Annotated in this window: 28 protein-coding genes (1 of these 28 only partly in view); 16 read left to right on the top strand and 12 right to left on the bottom strand. The window is 60.4% G+C overall.

Annotated elements, in window-relative coordinates; all coding sequences use genetic code 11:
• Positions 1-4: 4 nt before the first annotated feature.
• Positions 5-463 (top strand): hypothetical protein, encoded by a 459-nt coding sequence (locus tag ASTEX_RS02460; RefSeq protein ID WP_041658451.1) that lies wholly within the window; start codon positions 5-7, stop codon positions 461-463.
• Positions 460-1638: a DUF418 domain-containing protein gene (locus tag ASTEX_RS02465; protein WP_013478030.1), complete on the top strand. Its 1179-nt coding sequence runs from the start codon at positions 460-462 to the stop codon at positions 1636-1638. Before ASTEX_RS02460 ends, ASTEX_RS02465 begins: the two co-directional genes overlap by 4 nt.
• Positions 1639-1734: 96 nt before the next feature.
• On the opposite strand, the gene ASTEX_RS02470 is transcribed toward ASTEX_RS02465, so the two are convergent.
• Complete coding sequence (locus ASTEX_RS02470; RefSeq protein ID WP_013478031.1) at positions 1735-2427, bottom strand: TlpA family protein disulfide reductase; 693 nt, start codon at positions 2425-2427, stop codon at positions 1735-1737.
• A gap of 40 nt (positions 2428-2467) precedes the next feature.
• Between ASTEX_RS02470 and argH the strand changes: the two genes are divergently transcribed.
• From argH to ASTEX_RS02490, 4 genes are all read left to right on the top strand, one after another.
• Positions 2468-3835, top strand: a complete 1368-nt coding sequence (gene argH, locus ASTEX_RS02475) for an argininosuccinate lyase (RefSeq protein ID WP_049781675.1) — start codon at positions 2468-2470, stop codon at positions 3833-3835.
• Entirely contained in the window at positions 3832-4128 is a 297-nt protein-coding gene (locus tag ASTEX_RS02480; protein ID WP_013478033.1) for a hypothetical protein, read from the top strand. The genes argH and ASTEX_RS02480 overlap by 4 nt, the downstream gene beginning before the upstream one ends.
• 94 nt (positions 4129-4222) lie before the next feature.
• Positions 4223-5539 carry a diaminopimelate decarboxylase gene (gene lysA, locus ASTEX_RS02485; RefSeq protein WP_013478034.1) on the top strand — a complete coding sequence of 439 codons (1317 nt, stop codon included), beginning with the start codon at positions 4223-4225 and terminating at the stop codon, positions 5537-5539.
• Positions 5540-5563: 24 nt separating this feature from the next.
• Entirely contained in the window at positions 5564-6100 is a 537-nt protein-coding gene (locus tag ASTEX_RS02490; RefSeq protein ID WP_013478035.1) for a DUF4175 family protein, read from the top strand.
• 60 nt (positions 6101-6160) lie between these two features.
• Here the strand turns inward: ASTEX_RS02490 and ASTEX_RS20225 are convergent, their stop codons facing one another.
• From ASTEX_RS20225 to apaG, 4 genes are all read right to left on the bottom strand, one after another.
• A complete protein-coding gene (locus tag ASTEX_RS20225) occupies positions 6161-6442 on the bottom strand; it encodes a hypothetical protein (protein ID WP_144004592.1) in 282 nt (93 codons plus the stop codon).
• Between the two features lie 130 nt (positions 6443-6572).
• A complete protein-coding gene (locus ASTEX_RS02500; RefSeq protein ID WP_013478036.1) occupies positions 6573-8360 on the bottom strand; it encodes a bifunctional protein-serine/threonine kinase/phosphatase in 1788 nt (595 codons plus the stop codon).
• Between the two features lie 114 nt (positions 8361-8474).
• Positions 8475-9926, bottom strand: coding sequence for a methyl-accepting chemotaxis protein (locus tag ASTEX_RS02505; protein ID WP_013478037.1), 1452 nt, complete (start codon positions 9924-9926; stop codon positions 8475-8477).
• A gap of 104 nt (positions 9927-10030) precedes the next feature.
• A complete protein-coding gene (gene apaG, locus ASTEX_RS02510; protein ID WP_013478038.1) occupies positions 10031-10429 on the bottom strand; it encodes a Co2+/Mg2+ efflux protein ApaG in 399 nt (132 codons plus the stop codon).
• A 104-nt stretch (positions 10430-10533) separates the two neighbouring features.
• Here apaG and ASTEX_RS02515 point away from each other — a divergent pair, with 104 nt between their 5' ends.
• Positions 10534-11541 (top strand): 2'-deoxycytidine 5'-triphosphate deaminase, encoded by a 1008-nt coding sequence (locus ASTEX_RS02515; RefSeq protein ID WP_013478039.1) that lies wholly within the window; start codon positions 10534-10536, stop codon positions 11539-11541.
• A gap of 173 nt (positions 11542-11714) precedes the next feature.
• Positions 11715-11927 carry a YodC family protein gene (locus ASTEX_RS02520; RefSeq protein ID WP_013478040.1) on the top strand — a complete coding sequence of 71 codons (213 nt, stop codon included), beginning with the start codon at positions 11715-11717 and terminating at the stop codon, positions 11925-11927.
• Positions 11928-12138: 211 nt separating this feature from the next.
• Here ASTEX_RS02520 and ASTEX_RS02525 read toward each other — a convergent pair whose 3' ends face one another.
• Genes ASTEX_RS02525 through ASTEX_RS02535 form a run of 3 tightly spaced genes read right to left on the bottom strand, consistent with a single transcriptional unit; the run spans position 12139 to position 15153 of the window.
• Positions 12139-13089, bottom strand: coding sequence for a hypothetical protein (locus ASTEX_RS02525; protein WP_013478041.1), 951 nt, complete (start codon positions 13087-13089; stop codon positions 12139-12141).
• Entirely contained in the window at positions 13089-14018 is a 930-nt protein-coding gene (locus ASTEX_RS02530) for a glycosyltransferase family 2 protein (protein WP_013478042.1), read from the bottom strand. The genes ASTEX_RS02525 and ASTEX_RS02530 overlap by 1 nt, the downstream gene beginning before the upstream one ends.
• 1 nt (position 14019) lies before the next feature.
• The gene (locus ASTEX_RS02535) at positions 14020-15153 is read right to left on the bottom strand and encodes a GNAT family N-acetyltransferase (protein WP_013478043.1); all 1134 of its coding nucleotides are present in this window, start codon (positions 15151-15153) and stop codon (positions 14020-14022) included.
• Positions 15154-15400: 247 nt separating this feature from the next.
• Here ASTEX_RS02535 and ASTEX_RS02540 point away from each other — a divergent pair, with 247 nt between their 5' ends.
• From ASTEX_RS02540 to argF, 6 genes are all read left to right on the top strand, one after another.
• Complete coding sequence (locus ASTEX_RS02540) at positions 15401-15844, top strand: hypothetical protein (protein ID WP_013478044.1); 444 nt, start codon at positions 15401-15403, stop codon at positions 15842-15844.
• Positions 15845-15863: 19 nt separating this feature from the next.
• Positions 15864-16322: a hypothetical protein gene (locus tag ASTEX_RS19170; protein ID WP_013478045.1), complete on the top strand. Its 459-nt coding sequence runs from the start codon at positions 15864-15866 to the stop codon at positions 16320-16322.
• 4 nt (positions 16323-16326) lie between these two features.
• The gene (locus ASTEX_RS02550; RefSeq protein WP_013478046.1) at positions 16327-16515 is read left to right on the top strand and encodes a helix-turn-helix transcriptional regulator; all 189 of its coding nucleotides are present in this window, start codon (positions 16327-16329) and stop codon (positions 16513-16515) included.
• A gap of 37 nt (positions 16516-16552) precedes the next feature.
• Positions 16553-17470 (top strand): TraB/GumN family protein, encoded by a 918-nt coding sequence (locus ASTEX_RS02555; protein WP_013478047.1) that lies wholly within the window; start codon positions 16553-16555, stop codon positions 17468-17470.
• Positions 17471-17635: 165 nt separating this feature from the next.
• Positions 17636-18859 carry an aspartate aminotransferase family protein gene (locus tag ASTEX_RS02560; protein ID WP_013478048.1) on the top strand — a complete coding sequence of 408 codons (1224 nt, stop codon included), beginning with the start codon at positions 17636-17638 and terminating at the stop codon, positions 18857-18859.
• Entirely contained in the window at positions 18859-19782 is a 924-nt protein-coding gene (gene argF, locus ASTEX_RS02565; protein WP_013478049.1) for an ornithine carbamoyltransferase, read from the top strand. Before ASTEX_RS02560 ends, argF begins: the two co-directional genes overlap by 1 nt.
• A gap of 84 nt (positions 19783-19866) precedes the next feature.
• Here argF and ASTEX_RS02570 read toward each other — a convergent pair whose 3' ends face one another.
• The 4 genes from ASTEX_RS02570 to hfaA all read right to left on the bottom strand — a co-directional run bounded on the left by ASTEX_RS02570 (position 19867) and on the right by hfaA (position 25545).
• A complete protein-coding gene (locus ASTEX_RS02570) occupies positions 19867-22776 on the bottom strand; it encodes a M16 family metallopeptidase (RefSeq protein WP_013478050.1) in 2910 nt (969 codons plus the stop codon).
• A 91-nt stretch (positions 22777-22867) separates the two neighbouring features.
• Positions 22868-24142: a holdfast anchor protein HfaD gene (gene hfaD, locus ASTEX_RS02575; RefSeq protein ID WP_049781586.1), complete on the bottom strand. Its 1275-nt coding sequence runs from the start codon at positions 24140-24142 to the stop codon at positions 22868-22870.
• Positions 24069-25103 (bottom strand): holdfast anchoring protein HfaB, encoded by a 1035-nt coding sequence (gene hfaB, locus ASTEX_RS02580; protein ID WP_013478052.1) that lies wholly within the window; start codon positions 25101-25103, stop codon positions 24069-24071. The genes hfaD and hfaB overlap by 74 nt, the downstream gene beginning before the upstream one ends.
• Positions 25093-25545 (bottom strand): holdfast anchoring protein HfaA, encoded by a 453-nt coding sequence (gene hfaA, locus ASTEX_RS02585; RefSeq protein ID WP_013478053.1) that lies wholly within the window; start codon positions 25543-25545, stop codon positions 25093-25095. The genes hfaB and hfaA overlap by 11 nt, the downstream gene beginning before the upstream one ends.
• A 213-nt stretch (positions 25546-25758) precedes the next feature.
• On the opposite strand from hfaA, the gene ASTEX_RS02590 reads away from it, so the two are divergent.
• A complete protein-coding gene (locus tag ASTEX_RS02590) occupies positions 25759-26397 on the top strand; it encodes a rhomboid family intramembrane serine protease (protein WP_013478054.1) in 639 nt (212 codons plus the stop codon).
• Positions 26398-26530: 133 nt separating this feature from the next.
• Positions 26531-26926, top strand: the 5' portion of a protein-coding gene (locus ASTEX_RS02595; protein WP_013478055.1) for a CBS domain-containing protein. The gene runs 36 nt beyond the window's last position; only the first 396 of its 432 coding nucleotides appear in the window; its start codon is at positions 26531-26533; its stop codon lies off the right edge, out of view.

Here is a 26926-nt window from a genome sequence, read left to right on the forward strand (position 1 = left end):
CTGCTTGCTCACGGCCCGCCGCCCGCTTTTCTTGTGGTTCAGTCTGGCGCTGCTGGCAGCGTCGATCCTGCACGCTTGCGTGTGGTTTGCGGCGCGCGTCTTTGCGGCGCAGGGCCTGCTAGCGGCACCGGAAGGTGCGCGTCAGATGGGCCTGTCGCTGTTCTGGATGGTGTGTGCGACGTCGTTATGGCTCATCCAGGGGCCGAAAAACCGCGTGCACGCGGTCGGCCATGTGATCGGCTGTGCCTTCCTCGTCTGTTCTCTGGGCTCGGTCATGGCGTTCAGCAACCTGACCCTCAGCCAGAATTTCGAACTGAGTTTCAGTAATCTGCTGGTCTTTGCGCTCGTGGCTGTGCCGATGGTCGCCAGTCAGGTCCTGCTGGCCGTGCCGTCCGCCATGCTGTTCCAACTGATCCTGCTCAAGCGCCCGCTGCAGGCCATCAAAGAGGCCCCCGCCGCATGAGTGCCGAGCGCTATCCCGCCCTTGACTATATCCGCGGGTTCGCGCTGCTGGGCATATTGATCGTCAATGCCCCGGCTTTCGGCTGGCCGCTGGAAGTGTATATGAACCCGGCGCGCGCCACGATCGCGTTGAGCGACGCCGACCGTCAGGCGTGGTGGGTCATCCATACCTTTTTCGAGTCGAAATGCCTGACCCTTTTTGCCATGCTGTTTGGCATCAGCTTGTTTTTGGTTGGGCAGAAAGACGATCCGGCAACGCCGGTGATGCAGACCGTGCGCTTTCGGCGTTTGGTCTGGCTGGCTCTGATCGGCGTGGGGCACGGCGCGGCCATTTGGGTCGGCGATATCCTGCTGATGTATGCCCTGTGCGGCCTGTTCTTTATCCTGACCATCCGTACGCCGCATCTGTTGCGTTGGGGGATTTTCGCCTGGGCGCTGGGCGGGCTTATGGTGGTCGGAGCAGGGTTTATCCTGAGCTTTGTGCCGCGTGAGCAACTGGGGGAGGCCCTCAGCGGCAGCGACGGCCTGAGCTTTGCCGAAACGATCCGCCTGATGCAGGGAACATTTGCCCAATCCCTGCACGCCAATTTCGTCATGTGGGCGATGAGCATATTCTCTCAGATCGCGGTCTTTGCGCCCAAGGTCATCGGCCTTATGATGATTGGACTGGGCCTGTTCAAGGGGGGCTATTTCGACGCGCGACGCACCCTGTGGCATGTTGTGGCGATCATTTTGGGGGCGTTGGCGCTGGCGGTCATCGGTTGGCAGAACCTGATCATCTTGCGCGAAAATTTCCCGGAGCCCGAAATCTATGGCTCGCATCGCGCGGCAGCGGAGTTCCTGAGTATCTTCGTCAGTCTCGGCTACGCCAGCGCCCTGATGCTGCTGAGCCGTCTGCCGGTGGTGAAGGGGGTGACGAACCTGTTGAGCCCAGTCGGGCGCATGGCCTTTACCAACTATCTCAGCCAGTCGCTGATCATGACGGCGATCTTCTATGGTGGACGCGGGCTGGGCCTCTACGGGCAATTGTCGCTGTCGCAGATGGTGCCGATCGTGGTCGGCATCTGGCTGTTTCAGATCGTGGCCAGCGCCTTGTGGCTACGCGTATTTCGCTACGGCCCGTTCGAATGGGTGTGGCGCTGTCTCAGCCACGGGCGCTTCGTGGCCATTCGCTGAATCGCCGCCCGAATTGCCGGGGAGGCGGACAGTCCGAGCCGCGTGAGTGAGGTGGTGGCGGGTGCCCACCGACTGCCCTATAAAGTGAGACCCTGGTTACTTAGCCAGCGCGTCCACGAGCGCCTTGACCTCCGCGGCATCCCATTTGGCTTCCCCGCTAAGGCGCGCCACTTCCTGACCGTTTTTATCGAGGATGATTGTTGTCGGCATGCCCACAATGCCCCATTTGCTCATCGGCTGAATTTCGGAGTCGATATAGACGGGCAGGCCGCCGCTGAGCTTCAATTCCTTTTCGACCGCCGCCTTGTCTTCGGCCTTGTCGATACTCAGCGGCAGGACCAGCACCTTTTGCGGGTCGTAGCCCTTTTGCAGATTGGCCAGTGTCGGCATCTCGACCTTGCACGGTGCGCACCATGTCGCCCAGACGTTCAGCACCACCACACGGCCCTTGAAATCCGACAGTTTGACCGGCTTGCCCTCGCCATCAAGAAAGCTGATGTCCTCGATGGGGCGCGCGGTGGCGTGAGTCTCCAGCTTGGCCAAGGCGCCGGTGGCGTAAGACTTGAGTGGCCCTTCGGCGACTGGACCGCTTTCGGCGGCCACTGTGCCGTCAGTCTCGGCTTGACGGAACAGCACCACAGCCGCTACGGAGACGGCGATTATCAGGACCAGCAGTCCCGCGACGATCAGGTTGAATTTCAGCTTGCGCGGCGGTTTGGTCCGCTCTGTCTGCGGGGCCTTCGCTTCGGCGTTCGCCGTGTCCGTGTTTTCGTCCAGAGGCTCATTCATGACCGATCCTTCGCAATCCCCCAATTCCGCCGGGCAGAAAATGTGGGGTGGACGATTCTCTGCCCAACCTGACGCCATTATGCAAGCCATCAACGTCTCAATCGAGGTTGACAAACGTTTGTGGGCCCAGGACATCGCCGGATCGCGCGCCCACGCCGCCATGCTGGCCAGACAGGGTATCATCAGCGCCGAGGCGGCGCAGGAGATCGACGCCGGCCTGCAAACCATCATCGGTGAAATTGAAGCCGGGACATTCCCTTTCCGCGCCGAATACGAAGACATCCATATGAATGTCGAAGCGCGTCTGCGCGAGTTGATCGGGGCGACGGCCGGCCGTCTGCACACGGCGCGGTCACGCAATGACCAGGTGGCGACCGATTTTCGCCTGTGGGTGCGCGACCGCGTGGACTACACGATTGCGCAACTGCGTGATCTGCAAAAGGCGCTTGTGACGCGCGCCGAAGACTATGCCGACGCCCTGATGCCGGGTTTCACCCACCTGCAGCCGGCGCAGCCCGTGACCTTTGGCCACCACCTGATGGCCTATGTCGAAATGTTTGGCCGTGACGCCACGCGTTTTGAAGACGCGCGAAAGCGCATGAACGAAAACCCCCTGGGCTCCGCGGCTCTGGCCGGGTCACCGTTCAACATCGACCGCCACATGACCGCAGAAGCGCTGGGGTTTGATCGCCCGACAGCCAACAGTCTGGACGGTGTTTCCGATCGCGATTTCGCGCTGGAATCCTTGAGCCACGCCGCCATCTGCGCCGGGCATTTGTCGCGTCTGGCCGAGGAAATCGTCATCTGGACGACACCGCAATTCGGCTTCATCCGCCTCTCGGACTCTTTCTCGACCGGTTCTTCCATTATGCCGCAAAAGCGCAATCCCGATGCGGCTGAGCTGGTGCGCGCCAAAACGGGCCGCATTAACGGGGCGCTGATTGCGCTGACCACGGTGATGAAGGGGCTACCTCTGGCCTATTCCAAGGATATGCAGGAAGACAAGCCGCCCGTATTTGAGGCTTTTGAATCGCTCGATCTGGCGCTTGCGGCCATGACCGGCATGGTGCGCGACTTAAGCGCCAATCTGGAGCGTATGAAAGCCGCAGCCTCATCGGGCTTTTCGACAGCAACGGACCTCGCCGACTGGCTGGTGCGTAATCTCAACATGCCGTTTCGCGATGCGCACCATGTTACCGGGGCGGCGGTCAAGTTGGCCGAAGGGCAGGGTGTGGACCTTTCGCAACTGTCACTCGCTGATCTGCAAAAACTGGAGGCGGGGATTACCGAAGACGTATATAGTGTCCTCACGCCCGAAGCCTCGGCGGCTTCGCGCCTGTCCTATGGGGGCACCTCGCCTGTGCGGGTGCGTGAACAGATCCAGCGTTGGAAGGAAATTTTGGCATGACCGCTACCGTATCGCGTTCATTTGTGAAGGCCGCCCTGGTGCTGGCCGCGATCTCCGGTCTGGGTCTGACCGCCTGTGCCAAACAAGGCGATCTGGAACGCGCGCCGCCTCTGTGGGGTAAACGCGCGCAGGACGAGGTTACGGCCAAAAAGAAGGCTGAGGCCGAAGGCAAGGCGACCGAGCGCGCCCTGCCGCGCAAAGAATTCAAGAACGAAATGCCCGACCCCTATCAGCAAAACACCAAGGTTGCCGACGCCCCGCTTGAGGGCACCGGTAACGCTCAGCGCCAGTAATCTTTTTTGCCTCCCCGATGAGTCGGGGAGGGCGACCATTGCGCATGACGACGATGGTGGCGGGGGCTTGCGCCTCACAGGAACCTGTTTTCATATGAATCATTTTGATATCCGTGACGGCGAGATGCACGCCGAGGGCGTATCCATCCGCGAATTGGCCGAGCGCGTCGGCACGCCGCTCTACGTCTATTCTTCCGCCACCTTTGAGCGGCATTTTCAGGTCTTCTCTCAGGCCCTTTGGGCGCAAGACGCCCTGCAAAGCCCCAAAAACGAAGCCCCGCTGATCGCCTATGCGACCAAAGCCAATTCCAATCTGGCCGTGCTGCAAACGCTGGCGGAGCAGGGGGCTGGGGCCGATACGGTGTCCGAGGGCGAAATCCGCAAGGCGCTGACCGCAGGCATCCCGCCAGAACGCATTGTCTTTTCCGGCGTGGGTAAGACCGACGAAGAAATGGCCTTTGCGCTGAAGACCGGCATCTATCAGCTCAATGTCGAATCGAAGCCCGAACTGGAACGCCTCAGCCACGTCGCGGCGTCTCTGGGCCTGGTGGCCCCGATTGTCATCCGCATCAATCCGGGCGTTGGTGCAGGCGGTCATGCCAAGATCACCACTGGCGGCGCCAAGGACAAGTTCGGCGTGTCGGCGCGCGAAGCCATCGCCCTTTATGGTCAGGCGGCCGCTGATCCGAATATCGCGCCGATGGGCATTGCCTGCCATATCGGCAGCCAGATCACCGACCTTGCCCCCATGCAGGCGGCGTTCTCGAAGATGAGGGGTTGGGTTCAAGAACTGCGCGCTGGCGGCCTGAGCGTCGAGCGCCTCGATCTTGGTGGTGGACTGGGTGTGCCCTATTTCAATATGTCCGAACCGCCGTCTCCAGAAGACTTCGCCCAGATGGTGGCGCTAACGGTCGGCAATCTGGGGGTACGCTATACCTTTGAGCCAGGTCGTCTGATCGCCGCGAATGCCGGGATTTTGGTGTCGCGCGTCATCCATATCCATGAGCGCGAAGATTCAGGCCAAAAGTTTCTGGTCGTCGATGCGGCGATGAACGACCTGATCCGCCCCGCCATGTACGACGCCTATCATGACATCCGTCCGGTCGTGGCGGTTCAAACGAATGAAACCGCCACCTATGATGTGGTTGGCCCGGTCTGCGAAACCGGCGACACTTTTACCCGCGGCCGCGACCTACCGGCGCTGAAGGCAGGTGATCTGGTCGCCTTCATGTCAGCCGGGGCATATGGGGCGGTGATGGGTAGCGAGTATAATTCGCGGCCACTCGCCCCTGAGGTGTTGGTGCGGGACACAGACTGGGCTGTGGTGCGTCCGCGCCCCTCCTATGAAGAGATGATGAATCGCGAGGTCTTGCCGGAATGGTTAAGACCGCATAGGGTACGTGCGGACTAAATCCGCACGTCTTTGGGGGACGGCATGAAGTTGCAACGGACAAAACCCTTATCGAAGCTGAACCGGGCGCTGTTCTGGACGCACGTGGTGATGATCTGGGAGCAAATACTGCCCGCCCTGACGCCGTTTTTGCTGTTGGCCGGCGCGATTGCCGTGGCGGCCCAGTGGGGTGTGTTTGCGGCCCTGAGTCCGTTGGGGCATCTGGGTGTACTGGCCGCGGGCCTTGTGGTGGCCGCCATCGCCGCCGTGCTGAACCTGCGCGGCTTCAAACAGCCGAGCTTTACCGAGATCAACACCCGACTGGCGCTCGACAATGGCGTCACTCCCGACGTGCTGATCGGTTTGCGCCACAAGATGAAACAGCCCCATCTGAAAATCGGCAAGGCGAAGGCCGGTATGGCCAAGGGCGACCCGCTGGCCCTGCGCTATCTTATGCTTATTATGTTCGGCTTCGGCTATCTGCTGCAGGGGCCGGTGCCGCTTAGCGAGATCTCTTCGGCCTATATGCCGCTGAAAAAGGGCGCGCCGGTGGTGGTCGCGCAACTGGACAATTCCCGCTGAGGCGTTGGGCTGGCCTGCTGACGCCGGCCGCCGTGGCGACGTGTACCTGCCCCATCCGCATCACAGCTCCCCTAATCGGCCACCGAGGCCTTCAGAGGCGAAGCGAAGGGCGCAGCCGGCAATGGCCTGCGCGTGGGCGGTATTGAGGTGCGCCTCGACGGCGTTGATGCCTTTAAATGTCGTCAGCACTGCGAGGCCTTCGCTTGCGCAGACGCCGCCAGTCGGCAGATGAACCCTCTGGTGGCCGGGACCGAGGGGGGCTGCGACCCGCAAGGCGAAAACAGGTGCGGCCTCAGACTTGCCGTCTGCGTTGTCGAAGGCCGCAATCTGGGCGAGGCGCACGTGAAGGCCGAGCCCTGGCCTATCGCCGCTTTTCCTACCAGTGCCTAACCGCCGACGAGGCCGCCAAACCCTCCCGTATCGGGGCCTGGGTGTATGACATAGGGGCAACAGATAAGAACGTAACGCGAGCCTAGTTCAACTCCGGAAACCCATGCTCACGTAGGAAGGTCTTCGCGGCTTCGACGTCGGGTCCGTGGATCAGTCCCAGTTGCATCGCGCCCATTATCAGCACCAGCGCCGTCAGTACCGCCGTGGCCATCTGCCAAGGGCGCGCCGGATTAAAGCGTGAGGCCTTGCGGATCGAGGCAGGATTGACACCGTAAGAGCCGGTTTCCAGTGTAAACGCCATTTCGAACCCGTCCTGAAAACGCTCATCCGGATTGGGTGCCAAAGACTGAAGGATGATGCTTTCCAGCCAGCCCGGTGCATCATGGCGTTTGTGAGTGAGAAGGTCCGGACGTTTCAGCGTCGGCTTGGTGAAGGGCTCGCTTTCGCCATATGGGAAGGTGCCGCCGGTAAACAGTCGGTGCAGGGTGACGCCGAGCGCGAAGATGTCCGAACGCTCGTCACCCCACTGACCTTCGAACAGTTCCGGCGCCATGTAGTTATTGGTGCCCGGGGGCAGGACGCCGGTTTTTTCGTCGAGCGCTGGCAGGCGCGCAAAGCCCAAATCGACCAATTTCAGCCCGCCATCTTTCAGCAGGATCACATTGTCGGGTTTGACGTCACGATGGATGACGCCCGCCCGGTGCAGCGAGCCCAGCGCCTTCGCGAGCTTGGTCGCGATGTCAATGCCTTCGCTCAACCCAATAGCCGGTTTGCGCGACAGGCGCTTTTCCAGCGTTTCGCCTTCATAGAAGGGTTGGGCCACATAGAGGCAGGTCTGACGTTTGGGCGGCAGTTGCAGGACCGAGCCGATCCACATGTGCTGCACCCGGCTGGCGACCCAGGTTTCGCGCACAAAGGCCTGCCGGGCGAGGGTTTCGGCCCCTAGATTGTGCGGTTTGGGGAATTTGAGCACAACGGTTGAAAGCGGCCCGGTGGCCGACAGGTCGCGGGCCTTGAACACGCGGCTGTACATACCGTCGGCCAGCATAACCTCCAGCTTGAAGTCGTCGATGATTTCGCCCACCTCCGGCGGTTCGCGCATCGGCAGGCGCGAAATGGCGGCATCTAGGTCCTTAACGGTGGCGGGGGGCAGTTCGAAGATGTCGATGATCAGCACGGTGGCGTTGTCATCGCCGCCATTGCTGATGGCCATGTCGACCAGTTTTTGCGCGGTATCATCGGCCGATAGCCGTTCGGACAGGATGGCGTTGATCTGGGCTTCCGGCACCTTGGCGTGCATCCCGTCGGAACACAGCAACAACCGGTCGTGCGGGAAGATGTCGTGGATGCGGTAGTCGATACGCACCACCTCTTCGAAGCCGATGGCGCGGGTAAGGTAGGGCGAATCCTCGCCGCCTTCGGGCTTGTGATCCTGCGTCATCTGCCCCAGATAGCCCTCGCGCCAGCGGTAAAGCCGCGTGTCGCCGACGTGGAAGGAATGCAGGCGGTTGCCCTTGATCACCACGCCGGTGAAGGCGCAACTCATGCCACGGACGTTTTCGTCCTTCTGTCCCTGCCGGTGGAGCCAGTAGTTGATGCTCTCCAGCGCCCGACCGGCGGTCTTTTGCGGCGACAGGGCCTCGGTCTGGCTCAGATAATCGTCGATGAAGGAGCGCACGCTTAGTTCCGCCGCGACCCGACCACCCTTGCGTCCGCCGACGCCATCAGCCAGCGCCGCCACCAGCCCGTGATGCGACCCGTCATCGGCCAGACACGAGGCCGCAAAGTCCTGATTATCCTCGCGCCGGCCAATATGGCTGGCGAACCCGACGGCGGCCTTAAGACGGGTGGCGGTAGGCAGGCTGGCCATGCAGTGTCCTGTGTTTCGACGCTCTTTGTACCCGCGCCCGCGTGGGCCGGCATGCGAGGCATCCATTCTTCTGTCACAGAACGATAAAACGAAAACCGCGGCTATGGCAAAAAATTAAAGCCGGATACCGATTCTAAATCCACCCCAGTGTCTTCCGTGCACGATTATGGGCGCAGAGATATCCTTCATCATGACAAATTCGCCATTGCCCATATCGCGGCGATAGGCCTGCACGAGAGGCGGGCCGCTGTTTTGCCCGGCGCGCAGGCCGACGCGATCGTTGAACAGGCGGCGATTGCGGCAATGGGCGGTGTTCCATTCCGGATGGTCGGGCCTTTGAGGCTGAGAGAATTTGCGATTGTGCGTCGGTAGAAACCCATTGCGATCAACCGCGGCACAGAAGGCAATCTGAGGGTCGCTGCTGAGGATGGTCTCCTGAAGATCAGGCAGCAGACGATCGGTCAGGGCGACGAAGTGTGTCATGAACTGGGCCGGGTCAGTGCCAGGGATGGGGCGGTAATCGGCGTCAAAGAGATCGGCCTGAGTGACCTCGCCCCCGGCCAAAGCGGCTTCGAACATCTGGCTGACGCGTAGGGCGGCGTCTGCGGCCTTGCGCACGGTGGCGCTGTCGGCGTTTTCGACACCCGCCGATGAGGTCAGTTGCATGATGGCCTCGGCGTCCATCGCTACCTTTTCAAGTCGCTCGCTACCGCCGGTCAGCAAGGTGTCCAGTTGCGCGACATCGGAAGACAACTGCCCCAGACCTTCGCGCACTTCACCGGAACGGCCCTCAATGCGGCCCGCGCCTTCGGTGACCGCCCGAAGGGTCTCACGCGCCTGATCAAAGGCTTCGCCGATACCGGCCAAAGATGAGTCCTGAGACGATTGCGTGCCTGAGGGTTTGCCGGCGCCTTGCCCGGATACGGCGCGCGCCATATCGAGATTGTCCTCGCTGATCTGCGTCAGAGTTTCGATTTCCTGCGTCAGGGCTGACAAGGTTTGCTGGATGTGGCGGGAGGCTTCGCGTGTCTGCGCCGACAGAGCCTTGACCTCGGCGGCAACGACCGCAAAGCCGCGTCCGGCCTCACCGGCGCGGGCGGCTTCAATGGTGGCGTTCAGCGCCAGAAGATTGGTGTTGGAGGCGATAGTTTCGATGGACCGCGCCACCTGGGCCACCGAGGCGAGGCTGCTGGATAAGGCGGTAATACGCGAGGCCTGCCCCTCAGCGCTCGTGACCCAGTGTTCCATGGCCCCGATGGCTTGTGAGACGCGGCTTTCGGTGTCGCGTGCCGACTGATCCAGCCGGCCCTCGGCCTCACGGGCCAGATCGACCAGACGGGCGTTTTGCGCGGACACCTCAGCCGCCGCGTCCGCCAGTGTCTTCAGGGCGCGTGTCTGATCGGCATGGCGGCGTACCACTGTCTCGATATTGCCCGACACCGAAAGAAGCTCGAGCCCTACGGAACCGGCAATGTCCGAGATGCGGTGAATGACCTGATGCGCGGAGGCCGTATCCGTCGTCTCGGCGGACACAGGCGTCAGGCCAGACAGGGCGGCTTGCGTCATGGGCGGTTCCTCGGCGATTATGTGGTTTTAAGCCGAGGGTCCGCTGAAATGGTTGACAGGTGTTGAACAAGCCAAGCGGCTCAGGGTTCAGTCCCATCAAAATCCTAATTCAGCACGCGCTTGGTTTGGGGCGCATCCAGCGAGAAAAGCGGCACCTGCACGGCTAGCCATTCGCCATCGTCCGTCACGCACATATAATGGCCACCCATGGTGCCGGAGTCCGTATCAAGCGGGCAGCTTGAGGCATAGCTATAGCTCTCCCCAGGACAAATGCGCGGAGTTTCGCCGACCACGCCTTCGCCATCGACCGTCTGAACGCGGCCTAGCGCATCGGTAATGCGCCAGTGGCGGGTTTTGAGCTGAAGGGCGCGGTCGGAGGCATTGGCAATGGTAATGTTATAGGTCCACAGCCATTTGTGGGCGCGGATGGCGTCGTCATTGCGCGGGACGAACTGAACGCGGACGCTGACAGTCACGCCGTCGGTGGTGGCGGTATAGATCATGGCCGCAGAATAAGGCGCTTTGCGTCCTGTGTCAGTTTTTCTTTGCGCATTATGTTTCCGCCGCTTAAATGCGCCTCCCTGCTTTAAGAAAGTTAAGATTCCTGATGAGCGTCTCCGGTATCCTGCCGCTGCAATCCATCCGTGAACTGGTTGATCAGAGCGCTATTATGAGCGCCTCAACGCTCGATGCCGACCAGATTCAGCCGGCGTCAATCGACCTGCGGCTGGGGGCGAGGGCCTGGCGCGTGCGCGCCTCCTACCTGCCGCGCGGCAAGCGGGTGATGGACCGCCTGCCCGACGTGGTGATGCACGAAATGGACCTGACGCGTGGCGCGGTGTTCGAATCGGGTTGTGTCTATATCGCTGAGTTGCAGGAATTTTTAAGCCTGCCGGCCGGGGTTTCTGCGCGCGCTAACCCCAAAAGCTCGACCGGGCGGGTGGATGTCTTCGTGCGGTTGCTGTCAGATTTCGGCGACCTGTTTGACGATGTGCGCCAAGGCTACAAAGGTCCGATCTATGTTGAGATCGCCCCGCAGACCTTTTCTGTGCTGGCCCGCACCGGCACGCGCCTTAACCAGTTGCGCCTTAAAACGGGTGAGGTGCCCAAGCTCTACACGGCCGATTGCGGCGTGGACCTGATGACCGGTGATCTGGTCGGTTATCGTGCCCGCCGCCACGCCGGGGTCATCGACCTCGACCAAGTTGATGGCCATAATCCGCGCGACTACTGGGAACCGCTCTATCAGAATAAGGGTCAGTTGCTGCTCGATCCGGGCGAATTCTATATCCTCGCCTCGCAAACCGACGTGGTCATTCCGGCGAATGAGGCCGCCGAAATGCTGCCCATAGACCCGAGCGTCGGCGAATTCCGCGTCCACTATGCCGGGTTCTTCGATCCGGGTTTCGGCACGGAAGAGGCGGGTGGCATCGGATCAAAAGGCGTGCTGGAAGTGCGTTGCCACGAAACGCCGTTCCTGCTCGAACACGGACAGACCGTAGCGCGTCTGGTCTATGAGCCGCTAGTGGCCAAGCCGGAACAGCTCTACGGACAAGGCGGCTCACACTACCAGAAACAGGGATTGAAGCTCTCCAAACACTTCAGGCCCTGGTGAACTCTTAAATATGTCGATCTAGGCGTCGGCTTGGCCTGCCCGTATCATATACGGGCGGACGCAAGCCTCCTTCGATCTCATCCAAATTGAAGACTTTTACAGGCGGTGTACCCGGCATATCGCTTTTTTGTGCAGCGACAGGCCTGATGATCCTTCAGACTATGGAGGATAGTATGGGTTATATGATTGGCGATACGGTTCAGCTCAAATCCGGCGGCCCGGCCATGACCGTGAACAATGTCGATCTCGACAACTACGTCTATTGCGACTGGTTCGACGAACACGGCGACCGTCATTCCGACAAGTTCAAGGCCGACCTGCTGATTGTTGCCACCCCGGAAGCTGCGCCGAACGAACCCACTCCGGTGGCATCACCAAGCCTCTAAGCCTTTAACCTGCTCGCACATCATGCCGTGAGGGGGCCGCGCCCGAAGGGCACGGTGGTAGGGGGCCTTGGCAATACCATCCGCTCAGGCTTTTGAACTTAAACATAAGCTCTACCACCGCATCCGGCGCCGCGCGTCGTGCGCTCCCATCGCTTGGGAAAGCTGTCTTTTCGCCCTTGCTATACCCCAGCACGCTCGCGAGCTATGAGGGCTAGGCTGCCCGCTTTGACGGCACGGGCACTTCGACCCCCTCATCGAAGTGCAGGACTTCGGGGCGGGTTTCGTCCAGCGTAAAGCGCGCAGTGAGGGGCGACTTGTTGCCATTATAGCCGCCGGCCATTTTCACCAGCCGCGCAAACACCACCTTGAACGGCTCCAGCCATCTGGGGGACTTTGCCAGAGTGGGTTTCAGCCCCAGCCAGCGGCGCAGGCAGCCATTGGCGTAGATGACATTCGCGCGCCAGATCGCGGCCGGCGTCATGAACTCGATCGACAAGGACACGTTCACCGAGTCCTGATTGACGATGCGGTGCGGGGCGTTCTGTGTCCAGGTCAACATCTGCCCCGGCACGAACTCGACCTTCATCGCCTCGGCATCCCACGCCGGATCAAAGCGCAACTGCTCATCCGATTCGCGCAAGGCCACGCCTTCGAGGTCATGATCGGAGACATAGGGGTCTTTGGGCGGATAGACATAGACGTGCTTGACGCCGCGTATCTGCCAAAGGGTCACCAGCGGGATATCGAGATGGTAGAAGACGTGGGCGTTAGGCGAAGAGATCAGCAGGCCCAAATCTTCCTTCAGTGTGCTGACACCCGTCTTGGCGCGAATTTCGCCAAACATGGCCTCACACAGTGCGCCGATATCGGCATCCGAATGATTGACCTTGCGCAGGTTGAGCCATAACCGCCCGGCCTTCACGCCTTCCATCAGCGCGCGTCCGTCATGCACGCCGCGCCGGCCGAGGAACCACTGCCCCCAGTTGGTCGGGTCATAGCCCATAGTGAACACTTCCAGCTTGTCGCGCGGATAGCGGTCGATCAGGGCGATCAGCGCCTCGTCGGTAAACAGCGGGCTGTTGTGCAGGTTGTGCGTGAATGTGAGGTTTTCACGGCCAAAGCCCGCCTTGTGCGCGTCGGTCCAGGTGAGAATGTCGTTCATCAGCGTCCTGCCGGATTGGGTTTCAATAAGGCCGTGCCGTAAAAGCCGATCTTGTGAAACCAGATGAGTTTGCCAAGACCACGGGCGCCCTTGTCGAGGATACGCGCGGCGGCTTTTGAGCCTGTCGCGTAAAGCGCTAGCCCGGCCCCACCAAACAACACCGCCTGTACCAGCCCATTGAGCATCCAGTAGGCGCAGGTCAGCGGTTTTTTGGGCGTGCCAGCCATAGCCGAGGTCGAAGGCCCCTGACCATAGGCAAAGGCGCGCGGCAGGGTGTAACGCAGCGTGGCGCGGCTGTCGGGCACGTCTTCCCAAACAAAGGCGTCGGCCGCCCACACCATGCGCGCACCGTCCTGTTTCAGGGCGTAGAATAGCTTGTCATCCTCACCGCCGCAGATGTTGCGGTTGGTGTCGAAGGGCTGGTCGCCGCTCAAAAGGGTCCGGCGAATTAGCGAATTCCCGCAGCCGTAATAGTCGGGGATGGGGCCACTGCAGGCCGGCCCGAAGCGCGAGAAAAAGGCTTCGAAATAGGGCCGAAATCTGGGATCGGCGGTTTTAAGCCGCGCGGTGACCGGGCCAAACACCACATCGGCTTCAAAAGCCTGCTGCGCGCACAGCATCTTTGCCACCCAGTCGGGCGGGGCCTCTTCGTCGTCATCGAGGAAAAGGATAAGGGGGTCACGCGCGGCCTTTACCGCCGTATTGCGGGCATTGGCGACACCGGGGTTGGGTTCGTGCAGATAACTTAGGCTCTGCCCCGCACCGGGCGTCAGGCGCTCGACCTGGTCGCGCGCCGACCCTTCCGGGGAATTGTCGCAGACGATAATGTTCACGGCCCCCTCAACGTCCTTCTGCGCAAAGACCGAGTTGAGCGCGGTCTTTAAGCCGTCCGGGCGGCGGAAGGTGGGGATGATCAGGCTGACCGACATCTTACTGGCTCAGCCGTTTGCGGGCATTGGCGAAGGCATAGATCGTGCCGTTGACGCGCCCGCCGAGGTCCAGTTCCAGGCTGGCCAGTTGGTCGAGGCGACGCCCCAGGCGCTGCGTCAGATGCGACACGCCCAGCGCCTTGCCGCCGCTGTCGATCAGACGTGACAAGGTTTCAGAGGTGCGACCCTGTCCGGAGGCGGCAAACAAGCGACCATGCTGCACCACCGAATGGTTGTTGCAGAAGGCGTTCTTGTAATGCTGCTGCCCGGTCGAGAGGTCGTAATAATTGACACCTAACTCACGCAATGGCGTCTGACAGCCCTGCAGGAATATCTGACCGGGGGAATAGGCACTGTAGGCAGGGTCAAAGGCCGACACCCAAGGATGTATGCGGTCTCCCAGACGCGGCCCAAAGTGCCAAATGATCGGCTTGCCGCCTGCCGTGACGGTCGTCAGATGACCATAAAGCTGCGTCTGCGTATCGGCCGGGCGCACGAACAGCTGACGCATCAGGGCCTGCACCCAAGGGGCCGAGAGGAAATCGTGGATGCCGGTCTGCGCGGTCTGAGCGCGCTTGATGGCCAGCATGGCCTCAAAGTGTTCGGGCGTGAAATCCGGCAGTTCAAACCGTATCTCGCCGTGATCCTCTTCGAGGCGGCGGCGCAGGCGGTTGATGTTTTTCAGATGCTTCTTGTCGACATTATTGACCGTTTCACCGTGCGTCAGGTCGATACCGTAGGCGTCTTCGGGTTCACCCTCAAAGCCGTCAAAGGCCCCATAAGGGTCGATCAGGCCCGACACCTGAAAGGCGCGAATCCCAGCCAGAGCCAGTGCTTCCCGCGTCGGGAAGACCGTATCTGGGAAGCTGATCAGGGCCGTGTAGTCGTTGAACGGTGCGCCGACGGGGCGCGCAAACTGCCCCGGACGGCGGTGGTGCGGCAGGAAGGCAAGGGTCTTTCCGGCGCGACGAAACACCGCCACCTTTACATCATCGCGCACCTGCGCCACGGCGGCGCAGAAGTCCAACGACAGGACCGGCGAGCCGAAGGCAAAAGTCTGGCGCGCCATGTCGCGCCAAGCGCCGATGTCGGTTTCGCTAAGGTCGCGCGGAGCGATCAGGTCACAGGTAATCATACGGGTTCCGGGACGGGCCTGCGGAGGCCCCTTGTTTTACAGGGAATTCCTAACAGGGAAGGGTAAATATTCCCTATGTCAGGATAGTTACTTTTTTCAACCCACTGACAGGGAAGTGGAGGAAAAACCGGGTTTCGCGGGCGTCCGCAAACGCAAAAGACAAGTTTCACAATCTTTTTGACAAGGACGCTTGACATTGAAAGCGGCTCCCGTGTAAAGGTTACTTGTCACTTCGAGGGTGGTTGTTATGTCGGTAAATCGGTTTTTCTACACGGGTGTCATAGTGGCTGGGGTCACGCTAGGCACGGCAGGCGGATTTGTGGCGGCCAAGGCCTTTATGGCCCCGGTCGTCCCTGTGTGGGTGGTGCCTGCGTTGGTGTGCATCATTGCGGGTCTTGCAGCCCTAGCGCTCTTTGCTTTCGTTTACAAAAAACGCCACCGCGCGGACTTCCATGATGAGTTTGCGGTGCGCAAGAAATCAGAGTCGGCGCAATTGGGTTTGTCTCTAGGCATCCTGATGTTTCTTACCGTGCACCTGTCGCTGATATTTATTCCCGGCCTAGAGGAGGCGGTGTCCCATGCGATGCATCGCTTCGGTAACCCCTTCGAGGCAGGTCGAATGGTGGGTTTCCTGCCTGTTGTTGCAGGCGTTCTGATCGCGCGGCTGGCAACCGCTGTGAAGTATAGCTGAGGTGAGTGAGGTGAAGACGATGATGGCGAAGAAAAAGATTTCATTCACAGGTGTGCTTTTACGCGTTTTGGGCTTCAGTCTGATCGGAGGCATGGCCGTCGGAGCCTTGTCTGCAGTCCTGATGCTGGAAGGCGGTGTGACAGATCGTACCTTCATACTCGCGACAGCGGCGGCCCTGATGGGGGCTGTTTTGATGGTCGTTACCGGTGTCTATTCCATTCGCTGGTGGCAGAGTGTCGATGAGGCCGTGCGCCATGCCCATGCTTGGGCCTGGTACTGGGGTGGCAGCGCCGGTATGGCTTTTTCCACCGTGTTTTTCCTTGTCTTTACAGTCACGGACGGAGTGGTCGCCCGTACCCTCATGCAAAAGCTGGGATACGAAGGCGGGGCCGTTGAATTCGGCATGATACTGACGGCGGGGCCAATGTTGGTTGGCTATGGCATCGCGTGGGGTATCTGGTGGCTGCGGCACAGATAACATCATGAAAAATCGTCTCAAAGTCCTGCGTGCGGAACACAACCTGTCTCAGGCCGATTTGGCCCAGAAGCTGGATGTGTCACGCCAGACCGTGAATGCCATCGAAACGGAGAAGTACGATCCCTCCCTGCCGCTGGCTTTCAAAATCGCCGACGTCTTCGCCCTGAAAATCGAAGACATCTTCCAACCTTAATCTATAGTCTTTTTTCACACTCAAGAGGGGGTATCCCATGATCAATCTGAAAAACACTCGCCGTGCGCTTCTGACCGGCTTTGTCGCTGTCGCCGCCCTGCTTCCGCTGGGGGCAGCGCAGGCCAAAGAGACCGCTCCCGCCCCAAAAATGTGGGTCATCAAAGACGCCGACTCCACCGTCTATCTCTATGGCTCCTTCCATATTCTGAAGTCGGATACGCAGTGGCGGACGCCAGCGCTAGATAAGGTGTTCAACAGCGCCGACACGCTTTATCTCGAAGTGCCCAATATAGATGATCAGGCCGCCGCGACCGCCTTGGTACAGAAGTACGGTATCGACCCGACGGGCAGCCTTTTGAAGCCCTATACGCCCGAAGAGCAAAAGCTGATCCGCGAGACCTATGCCAAGTACGGCCTAAATATCGACCAGCTGGTCATGCTGAAGCCATGGCTGGCGAGCCTGATGCTGGCCATGGCGCAGATGCAGAAGGAAGGCTTTGATCCGAACATCGGCGTGGACAAGACGCTTCTGGCGGCGGCGCGCGCCAAGAACCTGCCGGTCAAGGGGCTGGAGACGATGGAAGACCAGATGAAGCTCCTCTCTCAGGATGTGTTTGGTGAAGAGTCGAAAGCGCTGCTCGATACGGTCAAAGAAGACGCTAACGTCAAGGCCCAGTTCACCAAGCTGCTGACGGCGTGGCAGACCGGCGACCTCAAGGGGATGGAAGTCCTGATGATCGACGAGATGAAGGCTAAGACGCCGAAGATGTACGAAGCCGTCATGGTCAACCGCAACCGCAATTGGGTGCAGCCGATCAAGGACGTGCTGGCCGGTTCGGGCACGCAGATGATCGTCGTCGGGGCTGGGCACCTGGCCGGTCCGGACAGCGTGCAGGCCCTTTTGAAAAAAGAAGGCATCAAGGTTGAACTGTACGACTATCAGTCTGCAAAGTAAGCCTTTGTGATCGTAACCCCTGTGCGTGATCGTGCAGGGGTTTTTATTGACATTGAGGCCGTTTTTATACACAAGGCGCGCCTAAGCCCCTTAAAGCTTAGAATTACCGATCCCCTTGGTCCCGTGCGGCTTTGGGGATGCTTCTTTTTTAAGGGATTCACGAAGATGAACACCACGCCTGAGACTGCCCCCGAAGATCACCTGTTCGGCGTTTATAACCGCGCCGCTATGGAGGTTGAACGCGGCGAAGGCGTGCGACTTTACGCCCGTGACGGGCGCGTGTTCATCGATCTGGTGCAGGGCGTGGCAACCAATGGCCTCGGCCACTGCCATCCGAGGCTGATTGAGGCGGTCAAGACCCAGTCCGAAAAGCTGTGGCACGTGTCCAATATCTTCCGCATCCCGGATCAGCAGACGTTGGCGGCGCGGCTTTGCGAAGACTCCTTTGCCGATCAGGTCTTCTTCACCAATTCGGGCACCGAAGCCGTTGAATGCGCGCTGAAGCTGGCGCGCAAGTATCACGACGCCAAGGGGCAGCCTGAGCGCATCGACATCATCACCTTTACCGGGGCCTTCCACGGCCGCTCCTATGGCGCGGTCAATGCCGGGGGCAATGATGCCTATCTTGCCGGGTTCGGGCCGAAGTTGCCGGGCTATGTGCATCTGTCGTTTGGCGACCATGAGGCGCTGAAAGCCGCCGCCGCCGCCCCCACGGCAGCGGCCATTCTGGTCGAGCCGGTGCAGGGCGAGGGCGGCACCCGTCAGGTGCCGGAACAATGCCTGCGCGGCCTGCGTGATCTGTGCGATCAGTACGGCCTACTTTTGATGTTTGATGAGATCCAGTGCGGCATGGGGCGTTCGGGCAAGCTGTGGGCGCACCAGTGGTCTGGCGTCGAACCAGACGTCATGATGACCGCCAAGGCGCTGGGCGGCGGCTTCCCCATCGGAGCCTGTCTGGCGACCAAGGAAGCAGCGTCTGGCATGGTCTTTGGCAGCCACGGCTCGACCTTCGGCGGCAACCCGCTAGCCATGGCGGTCGGTCTGGTCGCCTATGGCGAGCTGTCGAGCCCTGAGATGCTCGATCACGTCAATCAGGTGTCCGGATTCCTGCGTCAGCAGCTCCAGGGTCTCAAAGCCGCCTTCCCGGACATCATTGACGAAATCCGCGGCAAGGGCCTGCTGGTCGGTATCAAGGTCAAGCCATCCAACCGTGACGTTATGGCTCTGGCGCGCGACAACGGCCTTCTGATTGCGGGCGGGTCCGACAACTGCATCCGCTTGCTGCCGCCGCTCAACCTGACCATTGAGGAGGCACGTGAGGCGCTGGCGTTGTTCGAAAAGACCTGTCAGGCGGCGCGCGACACCCTGCTCGTTGAGGAGACCGCGTAATGGTGAAGCATTTTCTGGACATTTCCGACCTGAGCGCCACCGACCTGCGCGCGATCCTCGATGACGCCCATGCGCGTAAAAAGGCGCGTCTGGGCTGGCCCAAGGGGCGCGTCGATGCCGATGCCCCGGCGCAGGACCGCGTGCTGGCCATGATCTTCGAAAAGAACTCTACGCGCACACGCTTCTCCTTCGATGCGGCTATCCGGCAACTGGGCGGTGACGCCATCATCTCGACGGCGACCGACATGCAGCTCGGTCGCGGCGAGACCATCGAAGATACGGCCAAGGTCTTGTCGCGCATGGTCGATGCCATCATGATCCGCGCCAATCGCCATGAGGATGTCGAACGTCTGGCGCGCGCCGCCAGCGTGCCGGTGATCAACGGCCTGACCAACAAGAGCCACCCGTGCCAGATCCTCGCTGATCTTCAAACGATTGAGGAACATCGGGGCGATATCAAAGGTAAGACCCTGGCCTGGGTCGGTGACGGCAACAATGTCTGTGCCTCCTTCATCCATGCGGCGGCACGTTTTGACTTCACGCTGAACATTGCTTGCCCGGCCAAGTATAAGCCCTCGAACGCTGACATGGTGTTTGCGGCGGAATCGCGTGCGCGCGTGACGGTGACGCAGGACCCGGAGGCCGCGGTGCGTGGCGCCGATGTGGTGATGGCCGATACCTGGGTGTCGATGGGCGACCTCGATCACGAGGAACGCCTTGAGGCCTTTGAACCCTATCAGGTCAATGAGGCGCTGATGAAGCTGGCCGGGCCCGACGCACTGTTCCTGCACTGCCTGCCGGCTCATCGCGGCGAAGAGGTGACGGACGGCGTGATCGACGGCCCGCAATCGCAGGTCTGGGATGAGGCGGAAAACCGCATCCACGCCCAGAAGGCCGTGCTGGCGTGGTGCCTGAACGCATAAATCCGAAACCTCCCTTCACGAAGTGCGGGGACGGGTAACATTGAAAAACCCCTCCGGTTTGCGCCGGAGGGGTTTTGTTTGGTCCTACTTCGCTGGGGCAGCGGCGGGTTTGTCCGCCGGCTTGACCTGAATACGCAGCAGTTTCTCCTTGATCAGCCACTTCTTCGCCATGGCCTGAATGTCAGCAGGCGTCACCGCCTCGACCTCAGCCTTGCGCGTGCGGATAGCGGTCAAATCGCGCGGATCGGCCTGAATGCCGGGCAGGGCGCCGATCCAGTAGCCATTCGTTTTGACCTGAACGTCGTAGCGATCCAGCACCGGCTTGCGCGCGCGCAGAAGTTCGTCGGCTTCCACGGGCTTGGCTTTCAGGTCTTCGGCAATGGCCAGAAGCGAGTCATAGAAGGTCTGATCGACTTCGGGTTTCACCGTCGCCTGGGCCGCCAGATAGCCATAACCCTTGAAGGTGTTGGACATCACACTGCCCGCCGAGGAGCCGTAGGACGCCCCCTGCTTTTCGCGGATTTCGTCGATCAGGCGCAGCGTCATGACTTCGGCCAGCATTTCGGTGGCACGGGCCTGCTTCGTATCGGCGAAGAAGTCCGTGGTTGGCCAGGCGACGTAGCTGAGGTTCTGATCGGCGCGACCATTGTGAGTGAGGACCTGATGCAGGTTGGTCGTGGGGAAGCGAAGTGTATCGGCCCCCTTGACCGGCGCGACGGTTTCGGCGCGCTTGGGCAGGGTGGCGAAGGTGGTTTCCAGTACCTTCTTGGCGTCTTCGACCGTGATGTCACCGACAATGGTGATTTCGATAGGGGCTGTGGAAAGGATACCGGTGACCAGCGCCTTGGCATCATCATTCTTCACCGCCAGAGCCGCGTCCTTTTCCGGCAGGCCGAAGCGGGTATCCCCATTGCGCAGCAGGCGCGGGGCCTTGGTCGAGAAGACGCTGTTGGGTGTTGAAGACAGGGTCTGGTAATAGTTGGGCAGGAAGGATTTCAGACGATCCAGCGCCTCCGGACGATAGGCCGTGTCGGTGACGAAGGCCGTCAGCACCTGCATTTGAAGCGCGAAATCGGCCGGGGTGGTTCCGCCGGACAGTGTGGCCGCCTCTTCACCGATGCCGAAATTGGCGCCATAGATGCGTCCGGCCAGCGTGTCCTTGATCTCTTCGGAATCGAGTTTGCCCAGACCGCCGTCGAAGACGCCGACCCAGTTGGCGGCCTGTAGCGGCAGGGCCTTGTCCTGTCCGATGGCGGTCAGGCCACCATTGAAGCGGACATTGACCAGAATTTCATTGTCCTTGAACGTCGTCGGCTTGATATTGACCTTCACGCCGTTGGCATAGGCCAGTTCGGTGACGCCAATATCGGACAGCACCGTTTCCTTACTGATCAAGGCCGGGGCCTTGCCAAAGGTTTCGTAAGGCCAGGCCTTCTTGACCGAGACCGCCGGTTTTTCAACGGCTTTGGCCTTGATGGCCTCATACGACGCCAGCATGGCCGGCTTGTCGAAGCCGCCCAGATCGGACGCCCAGTGCGTCAGAAGCGGGCCGTCACCGGAAAACAGCGTCTTGGCGCGGGCACTGACCGCCGGGGCGGTAAGGCGGCCCTTGATGCTGTTGAAGAAGGCGAGGTTCTGGCTGGGGGCCGTCATGACCTCCTTGTCTGCCACAGAACCGACCAGCGCATTGACGATGGCGCCGGTATTGCGCGTCTTTTCGCCCTTGGCCTGTGCCTCTAGGCTTGCGGCCATCTCGGACAGTTCGCGGGTCACCTCATCTTCGGTCACGCCATAGGTTTCGAACTGGCGCACCATGGTGAAGGCCTGCTCAAAAGCGTCCTTTTCCTTGCCGGGCTTGGGCGTGATGCTGACGCTGAGGGTCTCGGCGGTCTTGGCGACTGTGTCGTCGCCGGCCCCGGCGGCGGCAAAGGCGCTTTCGGGGGACTTAGCCTGACGCTCAAGGCGCTGGTTGAGGATGGACAGGGTTAGGTTATCGAGCGTGTCGTCGAAGTCTCTGGCCTGCGTTTCCCATGCATCGTCGAACGGCTTGAACCACGTCACCTGCATGGATTTGCTGAGGCCCGGCTCGACATAGGTATAGGCCGAGGCCTTTTGTGGCGTGTAGGTGCCAAAGCTCAGCTTATCCAGCGGGCGCTTGGAACGGGGTGTCAGGTCCGAGAATTTCGCCTTGATCTTGGCTTCGATGGCGTCGGCATCGACATCACCGGCCACCACGACCGTAGTGAGTTCCGGGCGGTAGAAGTCGTTATAATAGTCGATAAAGGCCTGAGCCGGGGCCTCGGCGATGACTTTGGTCGAACCGATGGGCAGGCGGTGGCCATAGAGCTGACCCGGGAAGGCGGCCTTGGCCCATTCGACATAGGCGCGGAAGCCCGGCGAATTGCGCGCGCGCTCTTCGCCCAGCACCACGCCGCGCTCACGGTCGATGGCCTTGGGGTCTAGTGTCAGATTACCCGCTGTCTCACGGAACAGGAACAGGCCCGTGTCGATGATCTCTTCGTCATTCTTGGGCAGGTCCAGCATGTAGACCGTCTCATCGAACGAGGTGTAGGCATTGGTGTCCGGGCCGAACTTGAGGCCGTGACGCTCAAGGATCTTGACCATGTCGCCTTCGGGCACATTCTTCGAGCCGTTGAAAGCCATGTGCTCAAGGAAGTGGGCGAGGCCGAGCTGTTGCTCCGACTCCATCAACGAGCCGGTGCCAAAACGCATACGCAGGGCAACGACTCCCGGCGGCGTCTTGTTCGGATAGATGATGTAGGTGAGGCCGTTGGGCAGGCGACCGAAACGCGCCTGAGGGTCGGGTGTGATGTCCGAATGGGTCTGCGCGAACTCGATGCCGCCCGGCAGGACCGCCGGTGCCTTAGGCGCCGTCTGAGCGTAGGCCACAGGCGTCAGCGCCGTCGCCGACAAAAGCCCGCTGGACAGGGCGGCAACCGTTGCGGCGGTCAGGAATTGGCTACGTATCGACATGAAAAGGTCGCCCCTCATAGGAAAATGTGGAGCGACCTTTTCAAAGTTTTGCGGCTGAATAAAGTTACGAAATCGTAATGTAGGTAACGACCTAGTTCTTGCCATTCCCCGACACGTAATAGGTCGCGGTATTGCCAATGGCACGGCTGGTCGAGACAATGGCCCGGCCCGATCCGCCGATGGTCGTTGTTGTCGAAGCCGACACGTTGGCATTGTTGACCTGAGAGTTGCGCACGGTCATGTCCGCTTCGCATTCGGCACAGGCATAGGCATAGGCCGAGTTGCCCGTCGCTTCGGCGGTGACATAGGCGTCATAACCCGTATGACCTTCAAAGCTCGCTTGAACGTCGATCGGACCGTCGTTGAACTGCTCGGTATTGATGTTCACGTACTTGTCGCCGTTACCTGCGGTCAGGCTGTTGCCGACGCCGGTCGCGGTGGAGTGCATCTCACCATATTCATACCCGGTCAGAACGCTCATCGACTGCACCTGACCGCCATTGGCCTGACGCGTGTCGGTGACCAGCGAACCGCCCGTATTGTAGAGCGTCACTGTGTTGGCGGCGGCGTCCGACTGCGTGGCCATGTGCCAGGCATTGCCCGCATTGGCCGAGACGTAAGATTCCGTGCGTCCGCTCGAGTCCTGTGTGACCGTATGCTCCTGCGAGCCGCGATCGGTAGAGTTCGAAGCGTAGTAGTTGTTCATCGCCGAGGCGGTGTACAGGTTCGGTGAGGGCGAATAGTGCAGCACCACGCCGGTGCGGGCACGCGCTTCGGCATCGGACTGCTGATGCGCGGTCGATTCCAGACGGCCATTCGTCACCTCATAGGCCTGATGGTTGGTGACCGCGACCGTGTTGATCTCACCTGACTCATAGATAGAGTTGTTGGGTGAGTTGACCTGCGTATCGGCGTGGACATTGACCGCATCGACATACTGCTGGGTATTGGCCACCAGCTTGCCGTCTGTGGTCGTGCCCGCGCCGTAATTTCCGACGGCCTGCGTCGTCATATAAAGCGGCGTGCCCAGCGATTTACGGTAATCTTCAGGAGCTGCCGTGCCGTTGACCGTAGCCGTGGCCGTGACATTGCCCTGAAGCACCTGAACAGAGGTCAGCTTCGCATCGACCTGTTCATTGCCGGCCGTCACCGCATTGCCGTGGCCCGACGTCTCGACCTTGAGAAGGTCGTAGTTTTCAACCACGTTCAGGGTCTGAGCGGAGAAAATGTCGCCGGTCTGCACCTGATCATTGGTGATGTCGAGCCCGCCCGAAGACGGTGTCGTCGTCTGACTAGTAGCGGCCGTCGCCAGAGTTGCGGTTGCGAGTATTGTGCCAACGGCTAGGATCTTCGCGCGTACCCGCATTGTTGGTCTCCAGATTGTTATAGGCCGGGGTGTAGCCGCCGGTCTTGCCCAGCGTGGCGTCGTTGAGGAAGTCGTCCTTGGGGTTCAGGCAGATTTCGGGGCCTTGCACCCCATAGAGGTTGGCCATGAATTCCAGCGTGGCGCGTTCAATCAGGGCACGCACGGCCAGTTGCATGGGCTCAAGCCCGCCTTCGCCCGCCGAAACGTCGAAGATGTTACCGTTGAAGAAGTCGAACACGCCGGCCTTGATTTCGCGGCCGATGATCTGCTTCTGGTAAGAGATGACATCCACCACTTCCAGTGTGCGGGTATCGACCAGACGCAGGTCGAGCGCGACATTCATCACATAGAGACGGCCATTGACGATGCCCTTGGTATCGCGAGCGTCAGCGTCGCCGACATAGGCGTCGATGCCGGAAGAGCGGATATTGTAGTTCAGCTCGGTGATGCCGCCCACGATATGAAAGTCGGAACCGGCGATCTGACCCGCCATGATGCGGCGGTATTCGCCAGCTTCGGTCGGGTTGGCGACCTCATTATCGGTGATCAGTTTGTTGTTGGTGTACTTCAGCTCCAGCTCCGACACCGACGTATCGAAACGCTCGACCTGACGCGCGCCGGACTTGGCCAGAGCGGTCATCGCCATCAGCGACGCACCCTGAGTGATCTTGCGACCCCCTTCGTATTCTACCTTGCCGGTGTAGTCCGAGATGCGGCCCACCGCCATGCGAGGCGAGGCGAGGCTATGCTTGCGGGCATAGGAGCCGAGGCAGACCAGAGCGTCCGAATAGGCGGTCGGGTTGGCCGTCACCGGGGCATTGCCAATCGGCTTGGCATAGACGCCAGACGGACCCGCGACCGGCGACACACAGGCCGACAAGGTCATGGCGCCCGCCGCCAGAGCGATCAGGCTGAGGCCACGACGCACGCGGCGCGACGATTTCTTCGTATCAGAAGCCATTGAGATTTCCTGTAATGTCCGTGCCAGTGGCACCCGTGGCGGTTTGGTTGCCATTGGTGGCCGTGACGTTGCCGTTGTTGGTCTGGGTCGAATTGACGATGACGGTGTTGTAGTTGCCGTTGACGACAACCGAGAGGTTGTTGCCGATGGCGGTGGCCCCACCCACGGCGCCGGCGCCGGAGTAGCTGTCGCCCGCGCCATAGGTCATCGACTTGGAATAGACACTCTGATCGCCGCCGGTGACGATGACGCCATCCAGCAGCACACGGTTGCCATTGGCATCACGCGTCGAAGGGTCGATGGCGCGCTCCTCCTGACCGCGGGTACGGCCATAGCCGGTTTCAAAGCCGCTTGAGGTCGTACTCATGGTCTGCGCCAAGGCCGGGGCCCCGGTGAGGACGACGAGGCCTGCGGTGGCTGCGGCTATCTTGTTAAACGCCATGTTGGGCTCCTGTCAGGCTTGCGCCTTCACTTAAGAGGCGAAAAGCAAATTGGATGCCACTGTGACCGCGAACCTTAAAAATTGGGTATATTTTGTCTTGAAAATCGCTAAAGGGTTTCAAAATCAGGGGTTAAGGGCTTCGCAAAGCGCTTTGCGGCTCTATATTTGCGCCTCAACCAGCCGATGGACGCTGTAGCCGCACAAGGGTTGCCTATGAATGAGACGACAAAAGAGCCGTTTTTCACGGCACCCTGGCCGGCCGTAGTCCTCAGCGGGCTCATTTTGGCACTGTTCGCCCTGCAATCTCAATTCGATACAAACGGCGATCTGGTCTATATGCTGGGCCTCAATCCGCGCCTTTTGTGGAAGTACGACACCTACTACGCCCTGTTTACCACCTTGTTCCTGCACGGGAGCTGGATACACGCCGGAATGAATGCCGCCCTGGGACTGGCCTTTGCCAGCGGCGTCGCGCGCGTTTTTGGCACACGTATCGGTGGTGCGGCACTCTTCTATATATACTACCTGTTCTGTGGCGTGCTGGCCGGGGTGGTCTATTGCGCGATCTTCCCGGATCGTAACGTCCTTCTGATCGGCGCGTCTGGTGCCATTTCAGGGCTGATGGGGGCGGCCATCCGCATCGGCCCCGGCTATATGCTTCCCTTCACTGACCGCGGGGTGATGGGGATGACGATCGCGTGGACCGCTATCAATATCTTGTCGGCCTTCATCAGCATCATTCCGGCCGCGGGCACCATTGCCTGGGAAGTGCACCTGATCGGTTACGCCATTGGCCTTCTGACCATAGGGGTCTGGATGCGCCTGTTCCGGCCGCGTTTCTTCAGCGCCTAATTTCCCGTAAAGAGACGTCTCACGTAAAATTGACATCGGGGTCAAATTAAGGCCTTGCCGTCTTAACGTCTTCGCATAACCCTGCTCTCTTGCTTCGGACACTGGGAGGTCCGGCTATAAAGGGAGAGAGCCTATGCTGATCAATCAGCTTTTAAACGCCAAAGGGCATCAGGTCTTCACCGTATCCCCCGAAGATACAGTGGCCGCAGTATCCGCCCTTCTACATACGCGCAAGGTCGGGGCGTTTGTGGTCGCCGACCGTTTGGGGCGTGTCGCCGGCATCGTATCTGAACGCGACATCATAGGGGCGCTGGCGCAAAAGGGGGCTTTGGCTCTTGATCTGCGGGTTCAGGACATCATGACGACAGATGTGATCGTCGCGCGTCTGGGTGAGACCGTGGACTCTCTCCTTGAGCGCATGACCGACCGCCGTATCCGCCATCTGCCGGTGATGGAAGGCCCCAAGCTCACGGGCATCGTTTCTATTGGGGATCTGGTCAAGGCGAAGATCGCTCAGGCCGAACACGAG

Source organism: Asticcacaulis excentricus CB 48, from assembly GCF_000175215.2.
Lineage (GTDB): Bacteria > Pseudomonadota > Alphaproteobacteria > Caulobacterales > Caulobacteraceae > Asticcacaulis > Asticcacaulis excentricus.